At 57.0% G+C, this 15658-nt stretch carries 17 protein-coding genes; 10 read left to right on the top strand and 7 right to left on the bottom strand.

Annotation, left to right across the window (positions count from 1 at the left end; all coding sequences use genetic code 11):
* Positions 1–39: 39 nt before the first annotated feature.
* The gene (hemF, locus tag FY206_RS17890; RefSeq protein ID WP_032643509.1) at positions 40–939 is read right to left on the bottom strand and encodes an oxygen-dependent coproporphyrinogen oxidase; all 900 of its coding nucleotides are present in this window, start codon (positions 937–939) and stop codon (positions 40–42) included.
* Positions 939–1814, bottom strand: a complete 876-nt coding sequence (gene amiA / locus FY206_RS17885) for an N-acetylmuramoyl-L-alanine amidase AmiA (protein WP_032643507.1) — start codon at positions 1812–1814, stop codon at positions 939–941. Before amiA ends, hemF begins: the two co-directional genes overlap by 1 nt.
* Before the next feature lie 212 nt (positions 1815–2026).
* Here amiA and FY206_RS17875 point away from each other — a divergent pair, with 212 nt between their 5' ends.
* The 4 genes from FY206_RS17875 (at position 2027) to FY206_RS17860 (ending at position 4519) form a co-directional block, all read left to right on the top strand.
* Complete coding sequence (locus tag FY206_RS17875) at positions 2027–2452, top strand: GNAT family acetyltransferase (protein WP_032643505.1); 426 nt, start codon at positions 2027–2029, stop codon at positions 2450–2452.
* Positions 2439–2888 carry a DUF2919 domain-containing protein gene (locus tag FY206_RS17870; protein WP_032643503.1) on the top strand — a complete coding sequence of 150 codons (450 nt, stop codon included), beginning with the start codon at positions 2439–2441 and terminating at the stop codon, positions 2886–2888. Before FY206_RS17875 ends, FY206_RS17870 begins: the two co-directional genes overlap by 14 nt.
* A 63-nt stretch (positions 2889–2951) precedes the next feature.
* Positions 2952–3527, top strand: coding sequence for an RpoE-regulated lipoprotein (locus FY206_RS17865; RefSeq protein WP_032643501.1), 576 nt, complete (start codon positions 2952–2954; stop codon positions 3525–3527).
* A 92-nt stretch (positions 3528–3619) separates the two neighbouring features.
* Complete coding sequence (locus tag FY206_RS17860) at positions 3620–4519, top strand: Dyp-type peroxidase (RefSeq protein WP_032643499.1); 900 nt, start codon at positions 3620–3622, stop codon at positions 4517–4519.
* Between the two features lie 78 nt (positions 4520–4597).
* Here FY206_RS17860 and FY206_RS17855 read toward each other — a convergent pair whose 3' ends face one another.
* Positions 4598–5740 carry an IS481 family transposase gene (locus FY206_RS17855; protein ID WP_423751875.1) on the bottom strand — a complete coding sequence of 381 codons (1143 nt, stop codon included), beginning with the start codon at positions 5738–5740 and terminating at the stop codon, positions 4598–4600.
* A gap of 242 nt (positions 5741–5982) precedes the next feature.
* Between FY206_RS17855 and FY206_RS17850 the strand changes: the two genes are divergently transcribed.
* From FY206_RS17850 to pdxK, 6 genes are all read left to right on the top strand, one after another.
* A complete protein-coding gene (locus tag FY206_RS17850) occupies positions 5983–7002 on the top strand; it encodes a sulfate ABC transporter substrate-binding protein (RefSeq protein WP_032643495.1) in 1020 nt (339 codons plus the stop codon).
* On the top strand, positions 7002–7835 hold the full coding sequence (cysT, locus tag FY206_RS17845) for a sulfate/thiosulfate ABC transporter permease CysT (RefSeq protein ID WP_032643493.1): 834 nt from the start codon (positions 7002–7004) through the stop codon (positions 7833–7835). Before FY206_RS17850 ends, cysT begins: the two co-directional genes overlap by 1 nt.
* Positions 7835–8710: a sulfate/thiosulfate ABC transporter permease CysW gene (gene cysW, locus FY206_RS17840; protein ID WP_028016163.1), complete on the top strand. Its 876-nt coding sequence runs from the start codon at positions 7835–7837 to the stop codon at positions 8708–8710. Before cysT ends, cysW begins: the two co-directional genes overlap by 1 nt.
* Complete coding sequence (gene cysA / locus FY206_RS17835) at positions 8700–9794, top strand: sulfate/thiosulfate ABC transporter ATP-binding protein CysA (RefSeq protein WP_032643490.1); 1095 nt, start codon at positions 8700–8702, stop codon at positions 9792–9794. The genes cysW and cysA overlap by 11 nt, the downstream gene beginning before the upstream one ends.
* A 113-nt stretch (positions 9795–9907) precedes the next feature.
* Entirely contained in the window at positions 9908–10819 is a 912-nt protein-coding gene (cysM, locus tag FY206_RS17830; RefSeq protein ID WP_032643488.1) for a cysteine synthase CysM, read from the top strand.
* 5 nt (positions 10820–10824) lie between these two features.
* A complete protein-coding gene (gene pdxK, locus FY206_RS17825) occupies positions 10825–11661 on the top strand; it encodes a pyridoxine/pyridoxal/pyridoxamine kinase (protein WP_032643486.1) in 837 nt (278 codons plus the stop codon).
* 44 nt (positions 11662–11705) lie between these two features.
* On the opposite strand, the gene crr is transcribed toward pdxK, so the two are convergent.
* From crr to cysK, 4 genes are all read right to left on the bottom strand, one after another.
* Positions 11706–12215 carry a PTS glucose transporter subunit IIA gene (crr, locus tag FY206_RS17820; RefSeq protein WP_003861316.1) on the bottom strand — a complete coding sequence of 170 codons (510 nt, stop codon included), beginning with the start codon at positions 12213–12215 and terminating at the stop codon, positions 11706–11708.
* 40 nt (positions 12216–12255) lie between these two features.
* On the bottom strand, positions 12256–13983 hold the full coding sequence (ptsI, locus tag FY206_RS17815; protein WP_032643484.1) for a phosphoenolpyruvate-protein phosphotransferase PtsI: 1728 nt from the start codon (positions 13981–13983) through the stop codon (positions 12256–12258).
* Between the two features lie 44 nt (positions 13984–14027).
* The gene (ptsH, locus tag FY206_RS17810; protein ID WP_000487600.1) at positions 14028–14285 is read right to left on the bottom strand and encodes a phosphocarrier protein Hpr; all 258 of its coding nucleotides are present in this window, start codon (positions 14283–14285) and stop codon (positions 14028–14030) included.
* A gap of 317 nt (positions 14286–14602) precedes the next feature.
* Positions 14603–15574: a cysteine synthase A gene (gene cysK / locus FY206_RS17800; protein WP_032643481.1), complete on the bottom strand. Its 972-nt coding sequence runs from the start codon at positions 15572–15574 to the stop codon at positions 14603–14605.
* Positions 15575–15658 lie beyond the last annotated feature (84 nt).

Raw genomic sequence — 15658 nt, 5'->3', positions numbered from 1 at the left:
ACTCCCTCTCCCTTTGGGAGAGGGCCGGGGTGAGGGGAGTTACACCCAGTCCCGTACTTTCAGAAACTCACTCAAGGCAGCCTCCGGGCTGCCTTCTTTTGGCTCGTAGCAGTACTCCCAGCGCACCAGCGGCGGCATCGACATCAGAATCGACTCCGTGCGCCCGCCGGTCTGCAGGCCGAACAGCGTCCCGCGATCCCACACCAGGTTGAACTCCACGTAGCGCCCGCGGCGGTAAAGCTGGAACTCGCGCTCGCGCACGCCGTAGTCGGTGTTTTTCCGGCGTTCGACGATGGGCAGATACGCGTCGGTATAGCCTTCGCCCACCGCGCGCATAAAGCTGAACGCGGTATCAAAATCAGGCGCGTTGAGATCGTCAAAGAACAGCCCGCCGATGCCGCGCTGCTCGTCGCGGTGCTTCAGGTAAAAGTAGTCGTCGCACCACGTTTTAAATTTCGGGTAGACGTCTTCGCCAAACGGCTGGCAAATCTCCCGCGCGGTGGTGTGCCAGTGTACGGCATCCTCTTCGAAGCCGTAGTAGGGCGTTAAGTCGAACCCGCCGCCGAACCACCAGACCGGATCGGCCCCCGGTTTTTCCGCAATGAAAAAGCGCACGTTGGCGTGGCTGGTCGGCACAAACGGGTTGTGCGGATGCACCACCAGCGAGACGCCCATCGCTTCGAAGCTGCGGCCCGCCAGCTCCGGACGGTGCGCCGTCGCAGACGCGGGCATGGCATCACCGTGAACGTGGGAAAAATTCACGCCCGCCTGTTCAAAGATGCCGCCGTTTCGCAGCACGCGGCTGCGTCCGCCGCCGCCGGCCTCGCGCTGCCAGGTATCTTCCTGAAATTCGCCGCCGTCTGCGGCGGCCAGTTTCTGGCAAATTTCATCCTGCAGCTGCAGCAGGAAGGTTTTGACCAGTTGAGCATCGGGTTTCATCAACGTTTCCTGGCGTGCGCTTTTTGGTTATCGAACCAGTTGAAGTAACTGATAATGCCGGAGGCGATGGCGTTGGCGATCTTCTGGCGAAACGCCGTGGTGCCGAGCAGTCGCTCTTCTTCCGGGTTGGTAATAAAGGATGTTTCCACAAGTACGGACGGAATTGAAGGTGACTTCAGCACCACAAATGCCGCCTGCTCGGTGCCTTTACTGTGCAGACGATGCACAGGCTTTATCTTCTTCAGAATGTGCGAGCCGAGCGTCAGGCTGTTTTTGATGGTATCCGTCTGCACGAGGTCGAACAGCACCTGCTGTAGCAGGTGGTCTTTGTCCGTGGCCTTCTTCCCGGCCACTTCATCCGCCCGGTTCTCACGCTCGGAGAGGTATTTTGCCATGGCGCTACTGGCCCCGCGGTTAGACAGGGCAAACACCGACGCGCCCGCGGCTGACGGGTTGGTAAAGCCGTCGGCGTGAATCGACATAAACAGATCCGCCCCGTGCTGGTGGGCAATCTCTACGCGGTCATACAGCGGAATAAAGGTGTCGCCAGAGCGCGTCAGGCGGGCGTCAATGCCGTTGCTGCGTAAAATTGCCCGCACGTTTTTTGCAATCGCCAGCACGACGTGTTTTTCTTTTGACCCGTTTTTGCCGATGGCGCCGGTGTCAATCCCGCCGTGGCCCGGGTCGAGCATCACCAGACGCTTCGCGCCCGGCTTTTTGGTTTTCGGTTTGCTGTGTCCGTTACTGGTTTTGAGCGTGCTCTCGTCTTTCGCCTGAGCCTGCTTTGCGATACCCGTTAACGTTAAGGCCGCCAGCCCCGCTTTGAGAACCTGACGACGCGATGTGAGTGCTTTTAATGGTTTGAATGTGCTCATGCGGCCTGAATACTAAAAAAAGGGGTCCTGGTGTTATATCGTATCGTGTTTCCCGTTACGACAGTCCATATTGAGAATTGTTTTACTTTTCATTTCAATACGTGACAAAGTGACATTATGCCAAATTTTGGCGAGATTTTCCCCGGTTATTGGCTAAAGGCGAAGTTCACGCCATAATCACTGTTTTTAAACCCGAAAAGGCGGTTAATACCATGGAGATACGCGTTTTTCGCCAGGAAGATTTCGAAGAGGTGATCACCCTTTGGGAACGCTGCGATCTGCTGCGTCCGTGGAACGATCCGGAAATGGATATCGAACGTAAGGTGAATCACGACGTCAGTCTGTTTCTGGTCGCGGAAGTGAATGGCGAGGTTGTGGGGACGGTAATGGGCGGCTACGACGGCCACCGCGGCTCCGCCTATTATCTGGGCGTCCACCCGGAATACCGTGGCCGCGGCATCGCCAATGCGCTGCTCAACCGACTCGAGAAGAAGCTGATCGCCCGCGGCTGCCCGAAAATCCAGATCATGGTGCGGGAAGATAACGACGTGGTGTTGGGCATGTATGAGCGTCTGGGCTACGAGCACGCTGACGTGCTGAGTTTAGGTAAGCGTCTAATCGAAGATGAAGAGTATTGAGATCCATCCGGCCGACTATGACGCGCAGGGCCGCGTCAGGTTGCCTTTTTTATTCTGGTGCGTTCTGCTGCTGCAGGCGCGAACCTGGGTGCTGTTTGTGATGGCCGGCGCGTCGCGCGGGCAGGGCGACGCGCTGCTGAATCTCTTCTATCCCGATCACGATGCTTTCTGGATCGGTTTGCTGCCGGGGATTCCCGCCGTACTGGCGTTTTTGGTCAGCGGACGGCGGCATCTGATTCCACGCTTTTGGGGCACGCTTCGCTGGCTGCTCATTCTCGCCCAGATTGCGCTACTCTTCTGGCAGCCTGTACTTTGGTGGTACGGTGAACCGCTTACGGGCATCGGTATCGCGCTGGTGGTGGCGGATATCGTGGCGCTGCTCTGGCTGCTCACGAATCCCCGTCTTCGCGCCTGTTTTAGGCATCAGGATGATTAATCCGGCACTTTTTGCCGATGCCGCACTCCAACAAGCGTTGATTTAACAAGAAAGGACGTTTCAATGAAATCGCTGCGTTTACTTTTATGCGCGCTCCCGCTGGCGTTGACCGGCTGTTCGACGCTCTCCTCCATTAACTGGTCCGCTGCGTATCCGTGGAACTGGTTTGGCTCATCCACGGAGGTGACCGAGCAGGGCGTAGGAAAAATTACCGCCGCGACGGCGCTGGATCAGAATGCTATTCAGGATGCGCTCGGCAGCGACTACCGCCTGCGCAGCGGCATGAAAACCGAGAATGGCAACATTGTGCGGTATTTTGAAGCGCTGAAGGGGGACAAACTGGCGCTGGTGATTAATGGCGATAAAGGCACGGTGAACCGCATTGCGGTGCTGGACGACGAAATCCCGACCGCCAGCGGCGTGAAGGTGGGAACGCCGTTTAGCGATCTGTATAAACAAGCCTTTGGCAACTGCACCAGCGCGCCTTCCGACGATGGCGTCGCGGTGGCATGTAAAGCGGAAGGCAGCCAGCACATCAGCTATGTCTTCACCGGTACCTGGAGCGGCCCGGAGGGATTAATGCCGTCTGACGACACGCTGAAGAACTGGAAAGTGAGCAAAATACTCTGGCAGCAGTAATTTGCGCCGGAACAAACCGCCTCGCTGAAATACGGGTATAATACCCGCCATCAATGCCACGCTGACGTGGCATCTTTATTTCAGGAGGAGCGATGTCTCAGGTTCAGAGTGGCATTTTGCCAGAACATTGCCGCGCGGCGATTTGGATTGAAGCCAATGTTAAAGGGGACGTGGATGCCCTGCGTGCGGCCAGTAAAGCGTTTGTTGATAAGCTGGCGACCTTCCAGGCCAAATTTCCGGAAGCGCACCTCGGCGCCGTTGTCGCCTTTGGCAATACCGTATGGCGTCAGCTGAGCGGCGGTGAAGGGGCGGAAGAGCTGAAGGACTTTATCCCTTACGGCAAAGGTCTGGCGCCGGCCACCCAGTACGATCTGCTCATCCATATTCTCTCTCTGCGTCACGACGTGAACTTTTCCGTTGCCCAGGCGGCGGTAGAAGCGTTCGGCGACAGCATTGAGGTGCAGGAAGAAGTGCACGGCTTCCGCTGGGTGGAAGAGCGCGATCTGAGCGGCTTCGTTGACGGAACGGAAAACCCGGCGGGTGAAGAAGTGCGTCGCGACGTGGCGGTGATTAAAGACGGCGTGGACGCGGGCGGCAGCTACGTGTTCGTGCAGCGCTGGGAGCACAACCTCAAGCAGCTTAACCGCATGAGCGTGCATGACCAGGAGATGATGATTGGTCGTACCAAAGAGGCCAACGAAGAGATCGACGGCGACGACCGTCCGGTGACCTCGCACCTGACCCGCGTTGACCTCAAAGAAGACGGCAAAGGGCTGAAGATTGTCCGCCAGAGCCTGCCTTACGGCACCGCAAGCGGTACCCACGGTCTTTACTTCTGCGCCTACTGCGCGCGCCTGCACAACATTGAGCAGCAGCTGCTGAGCATGTTCGGCGATACCGACGGCAAGCGCGACGCGATGCTGCGCTTCACCAAACCGGTGACCGGCGGCTACTACTTCGCGCCGTCCGTTGAGCGTCTGCTGGCGCTGTAATGGCCTTTCTCCCTCTCCCTGTGGGTGTACGGTCCGGGGACATGGTGAACACTTGTTCGGGGACATGGTGAACACTTTTTAACATCCTTTACCCATGGTGATCGACTTTTTCTTCAGGTCGATCACCCTCACTTTCGTGCTGTACCACCACACTTCATAGCAGCCATCCTCCTGCGTCTCCTTCAGCCCCACCCGTTCTCCCCTGAACGCCTTTCCTGCATTCAGACTGACTCCCTGTAAGCTCAGCTTCCCGCTGATATCCACTTTCCTGACCAGCACACCTTCATCATATTCCGGGGGCGTCACGCTGCCGCCGTACTGCCGCGCAGACGGCTGATAGCGTGAGGCCGGGACCGCCATATCCAGCGCCTCGTGCGGGCGTTCAAGGTTATAGACCGTCCGCCAGTGGTCGAAGGCACGCTGCAGCTCGCCGCTGTCCGCGAACCATTTCCCCTGCAGCACTTCCGCCTTCAGGCTGCGGTGAAAACGCTCCAGCTTGCCCTGCGTCTGCGGATGATATGGCCGGGAGTGGCCCACCTTAATACCCAGACGCATCAGCCACAGCTCCAGCGCCGTCCAGGTGCCGGTGGTGTCGCCCCACGGTGCGCCGTTGTCCATCGTCATCCGGTCCGGCAGGCCGTAGCGTTCAAAGACGCTGACCAGCTGTTGCTGCACGGTCTCACGCCGTTCATCGGTACAGTGTGTGAGGCACAGGGAAAAACGGGAGTGGTCGTCGAGCAGGGTGAGCGGATGGCAACGGCCGCCGCCAAAGGGGAAGTGCCCCTTAAAATCCATCTGCCAGAGCCGGTTCGGGGCATCATGTTCGAACCGTCCGGTGGCCGGAATACCCGGAGCCGTGCCGGGCAGCAGGCCGTGACGGGCCATCAGGTTATGGACAGTGCTGAAGGCAGGCATACGGTGGCCCTGGTCTTCCAGCCAGCGCTTAATCTTGCGGGCGCCCCAGCGTTCATGACGCTCATGTGCCATGCGCAGCAGGGCGGTGACGTCGTCAGACGAGCGGTTGGGGGAATGATGCGGCGTGCGGGGGCGGTCCTGCAGGCCGGGTTCGCCCTCGACAGCCCAGCGCTGAAGCCACTTGTAGCCGGTAGCAGGTGAAATGCCGAAGCGACGGCAGAGGGAACGGATGTTCGCCCCGTCCTGCGAGGCGAACAAAACAAACTCGGTACGTAATGACATGGTATCTCTCGCATCCCAGGGCATAAGCGACTCCATAAACGGGTTCTTATGCCTTAGTTGTAAGTGTCTACCATGTCCCCGAACAAGTGTTCACTATGTCCCCGGACTGTACAGTGGGAGAGGGCCGGGGTGAGGGCATCAGGCCGCACCCCTTATTCCCTTTTCTGCTTCTAAATCACCAAACGGTATATAAAACCGTTACTCCTTTAGACTCCGTTATAAATATTATGACTATAAGATAGTCATCACATTTATAAGGGTGCGCAATGGCCGTTACTGTACTGAAAAAAGGAACTCTGGCGCTGGCAGGTTTACTGCTGGTGGCGCAGGCGCAGGCGCAGGCGACTGAACTGTTGAACAGTTCGTATGACGTCTCCCGCGAGCTGTTTGCCGCCCTTAATCCCCCGTTTGAACAGCAGTGGGCGAAAGACAACAACGGTGACAAGCTGACCATCAAGCAGTCCCACGCCGGTTCATCCAAGCAGGCGCTGGCGATTTTGCAGGGCCTGAAAGCGGACGTGGTGACCTACAACCAGGTGACCGACGTGCAGATCCTGCACGATAAAGGCAAGCTGATCCCGGCGGACTGGCAGAGCCGTCTGCCGAACAACAGCTCCCCGTTCTACTCCACCATGGGCTTCCTGGTGCGTAAGGGCAACCCGAAGAATATCCACGACTGGAGCGACCTGGTGCGTTCCGACGTGAAGCTGATTTTCCCGAACCCAAAAACCTCCGGTAACGCGCGTTACACCTATTTAGCGGCGTGGGGCGCGGCGGACAAGGCTGACGGTAACGACAAGGCCAAAACCGAGCAGTTCATGACCCAGTTCCTGAAAAACGTCGAAGTGTTTGATACCGGCGGACGCGGAGCCACCACCACCTTTGCAGAGCGTGGTCTCGGCGACGTGCTGATCAGCTTCGAGTCGGAAGTGAACAACATCCGCAAGCAGTATGAAGCCCAGGGCTTTGAGGTCGTTATCCCGAAAACCAACATCCTGGCCGAGTTCCCGGTGGCGTGGGTCGATAAAAACGTTCAGGCGAACGGTACCGAGAAAGCGGCAAAAGCCTATCTCGACTACCTGTACAGCCCGCAGGCGCAGACCATCATTACCGATTACTACTACCGCGTGAACAACCCGGACGTGATGAACAAACTGAAAGACAAATTCCCGCAGACCGCGCTGTTCCGCGTGGAAGATCGTTTCGGCTCCTGGCCTGAGGTGATGAAAACGCACTTTGCCAGCGGCGGTGAGTTAGACAAACTGCTGGCGGCGGGGCGTAAGTGATGTTTGCAGTCTCGACTAAACGCGTGCTGCCGGGCTTTACCTTAAGCCTCGGCACCAGCCTGCTGTTCGTCTGCCTGATCCTGCTGCTGCCGCTCAGCGCGCTGGTGATGCAGCTTGCTCAGATGAGCTGGGCGCAGTACTGGGACGTGATCACCAACCCGCAGGTAGTCGCGGCCTATAAGGTGACGCTGCTGTCGGCGTTTGTCGCCTCTATTTTTAACGGCGTGTTTGGCCTGCTGATGGCGTGGATCTTAACTCGCTATCGCTTCCCGGGCCGCACGCTGCTTGATGCCTTGATGGATCTGCCGTTTGCGCTGCCGACGGCGGTGGCGGGCTTAACCCTCGCATCGCTCTTTTCCGTTAACGGGCTTTACGGCGAGTGGCTGGCGAAGTTTGACATCAAAGTGACCTATACCTGGCTTGGTATCGCGGTGGCGATGGCTTTTACCAGCATCCCGTTTGTGGTGCGTACCGTGCAGCCGGTGCTGGAAGAGTTGGGGCCAGAGTACGAAGAAGCGGCGGAAACGCTGGGCGCCACGCGCTGGCAGAGCTTTTGCAAGGTGGTTCTGCCGGAGCTCTCTCCTGCGCTGATGGCGGGCGTTGCGCTGTCGTTTACCCGCAGCCTCGGCGAGTTCGGCGCGGTGATTTTTATCGCCGGGAACATCGCCTGGAAAACGGAAGTCACCTCGCTGATGATTTTCATTCGCCTGCAGGAGTTTGATTATCCGGCGGCGAGCGCGATCGCCTCGGTGATCCTGGCGGCCTCGCTGCTGCTGCTGTACTCGATTAACACTCTGCAAAGTCGCTTTGGTCGACGTGTGGTAGGTCACTGATGGCGGAAGTTACGCAATTGAAGCGATACGATGCGCCCCGCATTAACTGGGGTAAATGGTTTCTGATTGGAGCGGGCGTGCTGGTGTCTGCCCTCATTCTCGTCGTGCCGACGATTTATATCTTCGTTCAGGCGTTTAGCAAGGGGCTGATGCCCGCGCTGGAGAACCTGGCGAACCCGGATATGCTGCACGCCATCTGGCTGACCGTACTGATTGCGTTAATCACCGTGCCGGTAAACCTCGTGTTCGGTACCCTGCTGGCGTGGCTGGTGACGCGCTTTAACTTCCCGGGGCGTCAGCTGCTGCTGACCCTGCTGGACATTCCGTTTGCCGTATCGCCGGTGGTGGCGGGTCTGGTGTACCTGCTCTTTTACGGCTCCAACGGTCCGCTGGGCGGCTGGCTGGACGAGCATAACCTGCAGATCATGTTTGCCTGGCCGGGCATGGTGCTGGTCACCATCTTCGTGACCTGTCCGTTTGTGGTGCGCGAGCTGGTGCCGGTGATGTTAAGCCAGGGCAGCAACGAAGACGAAGCGGCGGTGCTGCTGGGCGCGTCGGGGTGGCAAATGTTCCGCCGCGTGACGCTGCCGAACATCCGCTGGGCGCTGCTTTACGGCGTGGTGCTGACCAACGCCCGCGCCATCGGCGAGTTCGGTGCCGTTTCCGTTGTTTCCGGGTCGATTCGCGGTGAAACCCTGTCGCTGCCGTTGCAGATTGAACTGCTGCAGCAGGATTACAACACCATCGGCTCGTTTACTGCCGCAGCGTTGCTGACGCTGATGGCCATTTTGACCCTGTTTTTGAAGAGTGTGGTGCAGTGGCGTTTAGAAAATCAGGAAAAACGTCAGCATCAGGAGGGAAATCATGAGCATTGAGATTGCCAATATTAAGAAGTCTTTTGGTCGCACCCAGGTGCTGAATGATATCTCGCTGGATATCCCTTCCGGACAAATGGTGGCGCTGCTGGGGCCGTCCGGCTCGGGTAAAACCACGCTGCTGCGTATTATCGCCGGGCTTGAGCACCAGACCAGCGGGCATATCCGCTTCCACGGCACCGACGTGAGCCGCCTGCATGCCCGCGATCGTAAAGTGGGCTTTGTGTTCCAGCACTACGCGCTGTTCCGCCACATGACCGTGTTCGACAACATCGCGTTTGGCCTGACCGTGCTGCCGCGTCGCGAGCGACCGAATGCTGCCGCCATCAAGGCGAAAGTGACGAAGCTGCTGGAGATGGTGCAGCTGGCGCATCTGGCGGATCGTTTCCCGGCGCAGCTTTCCGGCGGTCAGAAGCAGCGCGTGGCGCTGGCGCGAGCCCTGGCCGTTGAGCCGCAAATTCTGCTGCTGGATGAACCGTTCGGCGCGCTGGATGCGCAGGTGCGTAAAGAGCTGCGTCGCTGGCTGCGTCATCTGCATGAAGAGCTGAAGTTTACCAGCGTCTTCGTGACCCATGACCAGGAAGAGGCGATGGAAGTTGCGGATCGCGTGGTGGTCATGAGCCAGGGCAACATTGAGCAGGTTGACGAGCCGGAGCAGCTCTGGCGCGAGCCGGCGACCCGCTTCGTGCTGGAGTTTATGGGCGAGGTAAACCGTCTGCAGGGCACCATTCGCGGTGGACAGTTCCACGTTGGCGCGCACCGCTGGCCGCTGGGCTATACCTCCGCGCATCAGGGGCCGGTGGATCTGTTCCTGCGCCCGTGGGAAGTGGACGTCAGCCGCCGCACTAGCCTGGACTCACCGCTGCCGGTACAGGTGCTGGAAGCGAGCCCTAAGGGGCACTACACCCAACTGGTGGTACAGCCGCTGGGCTGGTATACCGAGCCGCTGACCGTGGTCATGCGCGACGACGTCCCGCCGCACCGGGGTGAGCGCCTGTTTGTCGGGCTGCAGCATGCCCGTATTTATCACGGGAAGGAGCGCATCGAGACGCGCGAGGATATTGCTCTGGCGGAGTCAGCCTGATAGGTTAGGATTACGTAGTTTTGCCGGGTGGCGCTGCGCTTACCCGGTCTACAATATGACGTCTGTAGGCCCGGTAAGCGAAGCGCCACCGGGCTTTTTATTGGACGGCGATCATGAATACATTAGAAAACACCATCGGCAACACCCCTCTGGTCAAGCTTCAGCGCATGGGGCCAGACAACGGCAGCGAAATCTGGGTCAAACTCGAAGGCAATAACCCGGCGGGATCGGTAAAAGACCGTGCCGCGCTGTCGATGATCGTCCAGGCCGAAAAGCGCGGCGAGATTAAGCCGGGCGACGTGCTGATTGAGGCGACCAGCGGCAACACCGGTATCGCCCTGGCGATGATTGCGGCGCTGAAAGGCTACCGCATGAAGCTGCTGATGCCGGATAACATGAGCCAGGAGCGCCGCGCCGCGATGCGCGCCTACGGGGCCGAGCTGATTCTGGTGACCAAAGAGCAGGGAATGGAAGGCGCGCGCGACCTGGCCCTGGAAATGGCCGAGCGCGGTGAAGGTAAGCTGCTCGATCAGTTCAACAACCCGGACAACCCGTATGCGCACTACACCACCACCGGCCCGGAAATCTGGCAGCAAACCGACGGACGTATCACCCATTTTGTCTCCAGCATGGGCACCACCGGCACCATTACCGGGGTGTCGCGTTTTCTGCGCGAGCAGGAAAAAGCCGTCACCATTGTGGGCCTGCAGCCTGAAGAGGGGAGCAGCATTCCGGGCATTCGCCGCTGGCCGGCGGAGTATATGCCCGGCATCTTTAATGCGCAGCTTGTGGACCAGGTGCTGGATCTTCACCAGCGCGAGGCGGAAAATACCATGCGTGAGCTGGCCGTGCGCGAGGGTATCTTCTGCGGGGTCAGCTCGGGCGGCGCGGTGGCGGGTGCGATTCGGGTGGCCAAGGCAAACCCGGGTGCGGTGGTGGTGGCGATTATTTGCGATCGCGGCGATCGCTACTTGTCTACCGGCGTCTTTGGTGAAGAGAGTTATTCGCAGGGGGCGGGGATTTAAGCGTCATGGAAATGATTCTATTCCGGGACAATACCCGGGCGCAGCAAACCGACATTGTCGCGGTGCAGTCGCAGGTGGTTTACGGCAGCGTGGGGAACAGCATTGCGGTGCCGAATATTCGTACCCACCGGCTAAACGTTACCGCCGTGCCGACGGTGCTGTTTAGCAACACGCCGCACTACGACACGTTTTATGGTGGGGTGATCCCCGATGAGTGGTTCAGCGGCTACCTGAAGGCGCTGGAAGAGCGCGAGATCCTGCGCGAGCTTAAGGCGGTCACTACCGGCTATATGGGTAGCGCCAGCCAGATCGTCCTGCTGGCGCAGTGGCTGAAGGCGGTGAAAGCGCAGCATCCTGACCTGCTGGTGCTGGTCGACCCGGTGATCGGCGATATCGACAGCGGAACGTACGTGAAGCCCGAGATCCCGCAAGCGTATCGGGAGCACCTGCTGCCGCTGGCGCAGGGCATTACGCCAAACGTCTACGAGCTGGAAGTGTTAAGCGGCAAACCGTGCCGTACGCCGGAAAGCGCCATCGCGGCGGCCCAGGGATTGCTCTCTGACAGCCTGAGATGGGTGGCGATAACCAGCGCGCCGGTGGCAGACGACCCGCAAAACATCCACGTGGTGCTGGTGACGCATGAAGGCGTGACCGTCAGCGCGCATCCGCGCGTAGAAACCGACCTGAAAGGCACGGGCGATCTGTTCTGTTCAGAGCTGGTGAGCGGCATTGTAGAGGGAAAAACCGTTGCCGATGCCATCCGCATGGCGGGCGATCGGGTGACGGACGTCATGCTCTATACCCAGTCGAAAGGCTACGACGAGCTTATCCTCCCTGCATAAACAAAAATGGCGCCCGAAGGCGCCATTTTTCTGTGCGGCAAGAATTACTTCTTGATGCGGATAACCGGGGTTTCACCCACGGTGACGCTGCCAGACAGTTTGATCAGTTCTTTGATTTCGTCCATGTTGGAGATAACAACCGGCGTCAGGGTAGACTTGGCTTTTTCTTCCAGCAGTGGCAGATCGAATTCAATTACCGGGTCGCCAACTTTAACACGCTGGCCTTCTTCCGCGATACGTTTGAAGCCTTCGCCTTTCAGTTCAACGGTGTCGATACCGAAGTGAACGAACAGTTCGATACCGCTATCAGATTCGATAGAGAACGCATGGTTGGTTTCAAAAATTTTACCGATGGTGCCGTCAACTGGAGCAACCATTTTGTTGCCAGTTGGTTTGATAGCAATGCCATCACCAACGATTTTCTCAGCGAACACTACATCCGGCACGTCTTCGATGTTGACGATCTCGCCGGAGAGCGGAGCAACAATCTCAATAGTTCCGGAGTCTTTCTTATCATCAGAAACCAGAGATTTCAGTTTATCGAACAAACCCATGATCTTCTCCTAAGCAGTAATTTGGGCCGCATCTCGTGGATTAGCAGATTGTTTTTTCTTCAATGAACTTGTTAACCAGCGTCATTAACTCGTCCGTTGTCGGTTGAGCAAGAGCCTGCTCTGCTAACACCTTCGCATCTTCGAAGTTCGTGTTACGGATAATCTTCTTAATGCGCGGGATGGAAATGGCGCTCATAGAGAATTCGTCCAGACCCATACCCAGCAACAGAAGTGTAGCACGTTCGTCGCCTGCAAGCTCACCACACATGCCAGTCCATTTACCTTCTGCATGAGAAGCATCAATAACTTGCTTGATCAAGTTCAGTACGGACGGTGACATTGGCTGGTAGAGATGTGAAATCATATCATTACCGCGGTCAACTGCCAGGGTGTACTGCGTTAAATCATTGGTACCGATACTAAAGAAATCAACTTCTTTGGCTAAATGACGCGCAATGGTCGCCGCCGCCGGTGTTTCCACCATCACGCCGATCTCGATTGACTCGTCAAACGCTTTACCTTCATCACGCAGTTCCTGTTTGTAGATTTCGATCTCTTTCTTCAGTGCACGCACTTCTTCAACAGAGATGATCATCGGGAACATGATGCGCAGTTTACCGAAAGCAGAGGCACGCAGGATTGCGCGAACCTGGTCACGCAGGATCTCTTTACGATCCATCGCGATACGGATTGCACGCCAGCCCAGGAACGGGTTCTCTTCTTTCGGGAAGTTCATGTACGGCAGCTCTTTGTCGCCACCGATGTCCATGGTACGGACGATAACCGCCTGAGAGCCACACGCTTCAGCTACGGCTTTGTAAGCAGCAAACTGCTCTTCTTCGGTTGGCAGCGCGTCGCGGTCCATGAACAGGAATTCTGTACGATAGAGACCCACACCTTCTGCACCGTTACGCTCAGCGCCATCAACGTCGCGGACGGTACCGATGTTTGCGCACACTTCTACCTGATGGCCGTCCAGGGTGATAGCTGGCAGGTCTTTCAGCTTAGCGAGTTCCGCTTTTTCAGTCGCAACCTGCTCCTGAACCGCGCGCAGTTTTTCGATCTCTTCGTTTGTTGGGTTGACGTAAACCAGATTGTTTACGGCATCCAGAATCAGATAGTCGCCGTTTTTCACCTGAGCGGTGACGCTGCCGGTACCCACGATGGCAGGCAGTTCCAGAGAGCGCGCCATGATAGAGGTGTGGGAGGTACGGCCGCCCGCGTCGGTGATGAAACCGAGGACCTTTTTTAGGTTCAGCTGTGCGGTTTCAGACGGGGTGAGGTCAGCGGCAACCAGGATAACTTCGTCCTGAATCGCGCTCAGGTCGATGATGGCCAGACCCAGGATGTTGCGCAGCAGGCGCTTACCGATGTCACGTACGTCAGCCGCACGCTCTTTCAGGTATTCATCATCCAGTTCTTCCAGGGCAGTTGCCTGACCTTCGATAACTTCATGCGCAGCCGCGTCGGCCGTCATGCCTTTATCTTTAATCAGGGCTATGATTTCCTGCTCCAGCTCCTCATCTTCGAGCAGCATGATGTGCCCTTCGAAGATGGCTTCTTTTTCTTCACCGAAAGTTTCGCCAGCTTTAGTTTTGATTGCTTCCAGTTGCGCAGATGCCTTGGCACGACCGCTCAGAAAACGTTCAACTTCCTGATCAACCTTGTCGGCAGAAATTTTTTTCCGGTCGATGACGATCTCGTCTTCTTTCAGCAGCAGTGCTTTGCCGAAAGCGATACCCGGGGATGCTAAAATGCCTGAAATCATAACCCTACCTTACTTGTGACTGATATTTAAAAGAACCCGGAAACTTACTCGAGCTCAGCCATCAGTTTTACCAGATGCTCAACTGCTTTCTGCTCGTCTTCACCTTCTGCAGAGATGGTGACAACGGTGCCCTGAGTCAGGCCCAGAGTCTGCAGTTTGAACAGGCTTTTTGCGCTCGCGCTTTTGCCGTTGGAAGTCACAGTGATTTCAGAAGTGAAGCCTTTTGCTTCTTTAACAAACTGAGCAGCAGGGCGGGTGTGCAGACCGTTCGGAGCGGTAATGGTAACTTCTTGCTGGAACATTGTATTTCCCCAACTTATAGGTTTAGTGTTGTGGAACTAAAGTCTAGCCTGGCGACTGAACTTTAGCCTGTATTGTTAGCGCTGACGTTTCGATCGTCATTAAACATTATGCAGCGAAAGCAAGACTTGAACCAAATCATAAAATCGATTCAGCAAGGCTATTTCGTTCACTGATTAATTTCACGCATCAAAATAATTGCTGGTTTAAATACCAGACCCAACGGGGTGAAGCAATGCCAGGAGGGGCAAAAGTTTGAAGCAGGCCACAAAAAAGCACCTGAAAAGGTGCTTTTTTACGCGTTATTAACATGCTGGCACTACTGTTGCAGCTCTTTTTCAGTAAACAGATCGGCAAACAGTGCGGTGCTCAAGTAACGCTCACCCGAGGAAGGAAGGATAACCACAATATTCTTATTGGTAAAGGCCTCATCTTCCTGAAGCTTGAGCGCTGCCGCAACGGCTGCACCGGAAGAGATACCCGCCAGAATACCTTCTTCGTCCATCAGGCGACGCGCGGTGGAGATAGCCTCTTCGTTGGTGATCGCCACAACTTTGTCGATCAGCTTCAGATCGAGGTTGCCAGGAATGAAGCCGGCACCGATGCCCTGAATCTTATGCGGACCAGGCTTGAGCTCTTCACCCGCCAGCGCCTGGGCAATAACAGGGGAGTCGGTAGGCTCAACGGCAACGGTGATGAGGTCTTTTTTGCCTTTTGTGCCTTTAATATAGCGTGACACGCCGGTCAGCGTACCGCCGGTACCCACGCCGGAGATGAAAACGTCAACCTGGCCGTCAGTGTCTTCCCAGATTTCCGGACCGGTGGTCTTCTCGTGAATTTCCGGGTTAGCCGGGTTGCTGAACTGCTGCAGCAGCAGATATTTCGCCGGATCGCTGGCGACAATCTCTTCGGCTTTCTGAATGGCACCCTTCATGCCCTTCGCGCCTTCGGTCAGCACCAGGTTCGCGCCCAGCGCTTTGAGCAGCTTACGACGCTCGATGCTCATGGTTTCCGGCATGGTCAGGGTCAGCTTATAGCCGCGCGCGGCGGCGACATAGGCCAGCGCGATGCCGGTATTGCCGCTGGTCGGTTCCACCAGCTCAACGCCCGGCTTCAGCACGCCACGTTTTTCAGCATCCCAAATCATGTTTGCACCGATACGGCATTTTACGCTGAAGCTCGGGTTGCGTGATTCGACCTTCGCCAGAATGCGTCCATTACCGATACGGTTCAGTCGAACCAGGGGCGTATGACCGATAGTCAGCGAGTTGTCTTCATAAATCTTACTCATGGCCTGTCCTTAACTGTATGAAATTGGGATACCAGCCCAGCATACCTACTAAGCAGGTAGGGGGAAGTAAGGAATTCGCATATC

It is taken from the genome of Enterobacter chengduensis, from assembly GCF_001984825.2.
In the GTDB taxonomy this organism is placed as follows: domain Bacteria; phylum Pseudomonadota; class Gammaproteobacteria; order Enterobacterales; family Enterobacteriaceae; genus Enterobacter; species Enterobacter chengduensis.
Note: the sequence above shows the minus strand (reverse complement) of the source record. Positions and strands in the feature narration are given on the sequence as shown.